Source organism: Bacteroides sp. UBA939 (genome assembly GCF_002293435.1).
Taxonomy (GTDB): Bacteria; Bacteroidota; Bacteroidia; order Bacteroidales; family Bacteroidaceae; genus Bacteroides.
Genome location: NZ_DBDF01000162.1, coordinates 1 through 6174 on the forward strand (window position 1 = coordinate 1; position 6174 = coordinate 6174).

Sequence of the window (6174 nt, forward strand, 5' to 3'; positions counted from 1 at the left end):
TACCTTAGTGAAAGAAATCAGAGAAGCTGTCAGCGAAGCTAATAGAGATAGTTCTGAAAAGCAACAAAACAACATACGAAACCTGAATAAATAACAAAATAATAAAAGCCTTATGAGTTTCTTAGTCAATCAAGATGGTTATTACGGAGAATTCGGCGGAGCATACATTCCCGAAATACTCCACAAGTGTGTAGAGGAGTTACAGGACACGTACCTCGAAGTATTGCAAAGCGAAGATTTCAAGCAAGAATTTGAGCGGTTGCTACGTGATTACGTAGGTCGACCTTCCCCACTCTACTATGCCAACCGGCTTTCCGGGAAATACGGTTGCAAGCTTTATCTGAAACGCGAAGACTTGAACCACACCGGCGCCCATAAAATCAACAACACTATCGGGCAAATCCTCCTGGCGCGCCGCATGGGCAAACACCGCATTATCGCCGAAACCGGCGCCGGACAGCATGGCGTAGCCACTGCCACGGTTTGCGCCCTGATGAACATGGAATGTATCGTCTACATGGGTAAGACGGACGTTGAACGCCAACGCATCAACGTAGAAAAGATGAAGATGCTGGGAGCTACCGTCGTTCCCGTAACTTCGGGCAACATGACACTGAAGGATGCTACCAACGAAGCCATACGCGACTGGTGTTGTCACCCCGCCGATACGTACTACATCATCGGATCCACCGTCGGTCCGCATCCTTATCCCGACATGGTGGCACGTTTGCAGTCGGTTATCAGCGAGGAAATAAAAAAGCAACTTCTGGAAAAAGAAGGGCGCGAATATCCCGACTACCTCATTGCCTGCGTAGGTGGCGGAAGTAACGCCGCCGGAACCATTTACCACTACATCGACGACACCCGCGTACAGATAGTTCTTGCCGAAGCCGGAGGTAAAGGAATGGATACCGGTATGACGGCCGCAACCATCGCCCTCGGTCAGATGGGAATCATTCATGGCGCGCGTACTTATGTCATCCAGAATGAGGACGGACAGATTGAAGAGCCTTACTCCATCTCCGCCGGACTGGACTACCCGGGCATAGGCCCTATACATGCCAACCTTGCCGCGCAGAAGCGTGCCATTGTTCTTGCCGTAAATGATGACGAAGCCGTCCGGGCCGCCTACGAGCTAACCAAACTGGAAGGTATCATCCCCGCACTGGAAAGTGCACACGCACTCGGCGCACTCGAAAAGATGAACTTCAAACCGGAAGATATCGTAGTCCTGACGGTTTCCGGACGTGGAGACAAAGATATTGAGACTTATTTAACGTTTAACGGTGAGTGATTAGTGATTAGTAGTGCTGATGCTTCATTGCATTCATCACTAATCACTAATCACTCACCATTAATCACTTATCACTTATCATTAATAACCAAATAAAAATGAACACATACAATTATCAAACCATCAGCCGTACTCTGCTCGGAGACCTGCATACTCCCGTGAGTACCTACCTCAAAGTCCGTGACGTATTCCCGCAAAGCGCCCTCATGGAAAGTTCCGACTATCACAGCAGTGAAAACAACCGTTCTTTCATCGGGCTGTGTCCTTTGGCAAGCGTCAGCATAGATCACGGAACCGCCGTCTTCCGCCTGCCCGACGGAAGCCGCGAAGAACATCCCCTCACGCAAGAATTCCAAGTGGAAAATGCTCTTGAAGATTTCCTCAGCCGCTTTCACGCCGAAGGTGAATACTCCAATTACTGCGGTCTTTATGGGTACACCTCTTTCAATACCGTACGCTATTTCGAAGATATTCCCGTGAAAGACAGCCGGGAAACCACCAACGATGCGCCCGACATGCTATACATTCTGTACAAGTATCTCATTGTTTTTAACGATTTCAAAAACGAAATGATGCTTATCGAGATACTTGCCCCCGGCGAAGAGAGCCAACTGGATACCGTATGGAAAGCCATCAACAACCGTAACTACACAGCCTACGATTTCCGTGCCGTGGGCGAAACGACTTCTTCATTGACCGATGAGCAGCACAAGGCAAACATCCGTCAAGGTATTGCCCACTGCCTGCGCGGCGACGTTTTCCAGATTGTCCTTTCCCGCCGTTTTGAACAGCGCTTTGTGGGCGATGACTTCAAACTCTACCGTGCCTTGCGTAGCATCAACCCTTCACCTTATTTATTCTATTTTGATTTCGGCGGCTTCCGCATCTTCGGTTCATCTCCCGAAACACATTGCCGCATTGAAGGACGCCATGCCTACATCGACCCCATCGCAGGTACTACCAAACGCACCGGTAACCCTGAGCAAGATGCTAAAAATGCCCAATACCTGCACGATGATCCCAAGGAGAATGCGGAACACGTCATGCTTGTTGACCTTGCCCGCAATGACCTCTCCCGCAATTGCCACAACGTAACTGTCGATTTCTACAAAGAAACACAGTATTACAGCCATGTCATTCATCTTGTGAGCCGTGTCAGCGGCACGCTGAACGAGGATGCCAAACCTATCAAGACCTTTATCGACACCTTCCCTGCCGGTACGTTGAGTGGCGCGCCGAAAGTACGCGCCATGCAGCTCATCAGCGAACTGGAACCTCACAACCGCGGCGCTTATGGCGGTTGCATAGGCTTCATCGGATTGGACGGTTCGCTAAATCAGGCTATCACTATCCGCACATTCGTCAGTCGTAACGGAGTGCTTTGGTTCCAGGCCGGTGGCGGCATCGTAGCCAAGAGCAATGAAGAATACGAACTACAGGAAGTAAACAACAAATTGGGAGCGCTAAAGAAAGCCATCGTCATGGCGGAAAAAATGTAGGCAAAACATATAAGAATCATGAAAACAGTAATCATTGACAATTACGATTCTTTCACCTATAACCTCGCCCATATAGTGAAAGAACTCGGTGCGGAAGTTGACGTTCTGCGTAACGATTGCTTCGCATTGGAAGATATTGAAAGATATGATAAAATCATTCTTTCGCCTGGTCCGGGTATCCCCGAAGAAGCAGGATTGCTTCTTGATGTCATCCGTACATACGCCGGACGCAAGCCCATGCTGGGCGTTTGCCTCGGAGAACAGGCCATCGGGCAAATATTCGGCGGAAGACTGGTTAATCTGAGTGAAGTATTCCACGGGGTACAGACGAGGGTGGTGATTAGTGATGAGGGTTTAGTGATTAGTGACTCACCACTAAACGCTAATCACTCACCGTTAATCACTACCGACTACCTCTTCTCCGGGCTTCCTGCCGAGATTCTCGTCGGGCGCTACCACTCCTGGGTAGTTGATATTGAAAACCTCCCCGAAGAATTGGTTGTCACTGCTATCAGTCCGGAAGGGCAAATCATGGCACTGAAACACCGGGATTATGATATCCATGGCATCCAATTTCATCCGGAGTCGGTACTGACGCCGGACGGAAAGACAATTGTGCAAAACTGGCTTTATCATAAAGGCTAAAACATAAGTAATTATTTATAATTAGCATTGCATAAGAGGTAGATAATAAGTAGTATTATAAATTACAGAATCACAAACCTATCAATAAAGATGAAAGATATATTAAACCGCCTCTTCAACCATGAAGAGCTTACCTCGGAGGAGACAAAACAAATCCTCCTCAACATCACCCGGGAAGCATATCCCGAAGCGCAGATTTCTGCCTTACTCACTGTATTCCAGATGCGAAGCATCACCGTAGACGAGTTAATCGGATTCCGCGAAGCATTAATGGAGACACGTGTACCTATAGACTTCGCACCCTATTCCCCCATCGACATTGTCGGTACCGGAGGAGATGGAAAGAACACGTTCAACATTTCCACCTGTGCCTGCTTCGTTGTAGCTGGAGCTGGCTATAAAGTAGCTAAACACGGCAATTACGGAGCCACTTCCATTAGCGGAGCAAGCAATGTGATTGAGCAACACGGTGTCCGTTTCACCAACAATGCCGATAAGTTGAAGCACAGTATGGACGAATGTAACATTGCCTACCTTCACGCCCAACTGTTTAACCCTGCCATGAAGTTTGTCGGCCCTGTACGCAAAGCGTTGGGAGTACGTACTTTGTTCAATCTCCTTGGCCCGCTCGTCAATCCAAGCCGACCCACTTATCAGTTACTGGGCGTTGCCGACCTCACACAGATGCGTCTTTACACCAACGTGTTTTACAGGCTGGGCATAGACTTTGCAGTAGTCAACAGTCTTGACAGTTATGACGAAATATCCCTCACTGACGAGTTTAAAGTTATGACCCGCAATTACGAGCGTATTTACCGTCCGCAAGCTCTCGGATTCAGCCATGCGCATCCCGATGAACTGTTCGGAGGAGCATGCAAGGAAGACGCCGCACTCATCTTCGACAATATCCTCAACAACCGGGCTACCCCTGCACAAACGCAATGCGTTATCGTCAATGCCGCATTCGCCATCCAGGTTATGGAACCCGAAAAAGAAATCGAAGAGTGCATTGCCATAGCCCGCGAATCGCTGGAAAGCGGACGGGCTATGAAGACACTGAAAAAATTCATAGAAATAAATCAATAGCAATAACCATACGTCATGAAAGATATCTTATCTGAAATCATCGCCCACAAGCGAATTGAAATAGAGCGTCAGAAGCAAGCTGTCTCTCTCAGCCAACTGCAAGAGCAGGTTGCCACCATGATACAGGAAGACACCACGACTATAACCACCGGTGCCGGTCACCGCCGCAGCATGAAAGGCGCTCTTGCAGCTTCCTCTTCCGGTATTATTGCCGAGTTCAAACGCCGTTCCCCTTCCAAAGGCTGGATAAAGGAAACGGCACAAGCCGACTGTATCCCCCCGGAATATGAGGCAGCCGGTGCATCCGCTCTCTCCATACTCACGGACGAGAAATTCTTTGGAGGCTCCTTGCGCGATATCCGTACGGCGCGCCCCCTTGTCAACATTCCTATTTTGCGTAAAGACTTCATCATCGACGAGTACCAGCTTTTACAGGCGCGCATCGTAGGAGCCGATAGTGTTCTGCTTATCGCTTCCTGCCTGACACCCGACGAATGTCACGCGCTCACCGCCCAGGCTCATGAGCTTGGCCTCGAAGTTCTGCTTGAGGTACACAGTTCCGCCGAACTTTCTTACATAAATAAGGATACGGACATGGTAGGCGTCAACAACCGCAATCTCGGCAGCTTTGTTACCGATGTGGAGAATTCCATTCGCATTGCAGAAGAGCTGAAACACGCAGTGACCGGAATCAACTTCGATACACCTCCGTTGCTTGTATCCGAGAGTGGTATTTCACAACCTGAAACCATTCGTCGGCTGCGTTCGGCAGGATTCCGGGGATTTCTTATTGGAGAAACATTCATGCGTACGGAACACCCCGGAGATACGCTGAGAAACTTCATTCAACAATAGCTTATGAACACAATAATTAAAGTATGTGGGATGACTGAAGCTGACAATATCCGCAGTGTAGAGGAATTAGGCGTAGATATGATTGGCTTCATCTTCTATCCCAAATCTCCCCGGTACGTGTATCAAATACCGCGATACTTGCCCACAATGGCTAAACGCGTCGGCGTATTCGTCAACGAAAGCAAGGAGAATGTCTGGATGTATGCCGATCGTTTCGGGTTGAATTACGTTCAGTTGCACGGTAATGAATCTCCCGAATACTGCCGTTCTTTACAGTCCGGCGGATTGCAGATAATAAAAGCATTCTCCATCGCGTCTTCCAGAGACTTGCTTGCTACTGCCGGCTATGAAGGTTTATGCCACTACTACCTGTTCGACACGCACACTACCCATTACGGTGGTTCCGGCCAACAATTCGACTGGAGTATCTTGCAGCGCTACAATGATTCCACCCCTTTTTTGCTTAGCGGTGGCATCAATTTATACAGTACCAAAGCGTTGCGGGCGTTCCACCATCCGCATCTTGCCGGTATTGATATCAATAGCCGTTTTGAAACAACTCCGGGTATCAAAGACGTGGAACGGATAAAACGGTTTCTTAAGGAATTGAGATAACCAAGAAGCTGTTTTGATTCTGCTCAGCATTAGTTTCACTCAATACATCTTTCATTAATAACGCGAATGAATAGTCTTTTGAAAGTTGTTTTTGAGAATGTTTTTCTGTTTTTAAGAGAAGTATAGCGGTTTATGTGACGACTATATTTTAATGAAATAATTAAGAGCCTGTTTAAATTT

General features: G+C 48.1%; 6 protein-coding genes. All 6 read left to right on the forward strand.

The genetic code is table 11. The annotated features are described in order from the left end of the window. Positions 1-112: 112 nt before the first annotated feature. The 6 genes from trpB to B2Z67_RS10270 all read left to right on the forward strand — a co-directional run bounded on the left by trpB (position 113) and on the right by B2Z67_RS10270 (position 5994). The gene (gene trpB, locus B2Z67_RS10245; protein ID WP_291529733.1) at positions 113-1294 is read left to right on the forward strand and encodes a tryptophan synthase subunit beta; all 1182 of its coding nucleotides are present in this window, start codon (positions 113-115) and stop codon (positions 1292-1294) included. Between the two features lie 98 nt (positions 1295-1392). Then, a complete protein-coding gene (locus B2Z67_RS10250; protein WP_291529734.1) occupies positions 1393-2793 on the forward strand; it encodes an anthranilate synthase component I family protein in 1401 nt (466 codons plus the stop codon). 18 nt (positions 2794-2811) lie between these two features. After that, positions 2812-3438 carry an anthranilate synthase component II gene (locus B2Z67_RS10255; protein WP_291529735.1) on the forward strand — a complete coding sequence of 209 codons (627 nt, stop codon included), beginning with the start codon at positions 2812-2814 and terminating at the stop codon, positions 3436-3438. A gap of 90 nt (positions 3439-3528) precedes the next feature. Then, positions 3529-4524 carry an anthranilate phosphoribosyltransferase gene (gene trpD / locus B2Z67_RS10260; protein ID WP_291529736.1) on the forward strand — a complete coding sequence of 332 codons (996 nt, stop codon included), beginning with the start codon at positions 3529-3531 and terminating at the stop codon, positions 4522-4524. A gap of 15 nt (positions 4525-4539) precedes the next feature. Then, positions 4540-5379, forward strand: coding sequence for an indole-3-glycerol phosphate synthase TrpC (gene trpC / locus B2Z67_RS10265; protein ID WP_291529737.1), 840 nt, complete (start codon positions 4540-4542; stop codon positions 5377-5379). Between the two features lie 3 nt (positions 5380-5382). After that, positions 5383-5994: a phosphoribosylanthranilate isomerase gene (locus tag B2Z67_RS10270; RefSeq protein ID WP_291529738.1), complete on the forward strand. Its 612-nt coding sequence runs from the start codon at positions 5383-5385 to the stop codon at positions 5992-5994. The last annotated feature ends 180 nt before the right edge of the window (positions 5995-6174 follow it).

Coding starts and splice junctions, on each gene's coding strand:
- trpB (WP_291529733.1), top strand. CDS start 113: ATGAGTTTCTTAGTCAATCAAGATGGTTATTACGGAGAATTCGGCGGA.
- B2Z67_RS10250 (WP_291529734.1), top strand. CDS start 1,393: ATGAACACATACAATTATCAAACCATCAGCCGTACTCTGCTCGGAGAC.
- B2Z67_RS10255 (WP_291529735.1), top strand. CDS start 2,812: ATGAAAACAGTAATCATTGACAATTACGATTCTTTCACCTATAACCTC.
- trpD (WP_291529736.1), top strand. CDS start 3,529: ATGAAAGATATATTAAACCGCCTCTTCAACCATGAAGAGCTTACCTCG.
- trpC (WP_291529737.1), top strand. CDS start 4,540: ATGAAAGATATCTTATCTGAAATCATCGCCCACAAGCGAATTGAAATA.
- B2Z67_RS10270 (WP_291529738.1), top strand. CDS start 5,383: ATGAACACAATAATTAAAGTATGTGGGATGACTGAAGCTGACAATATC.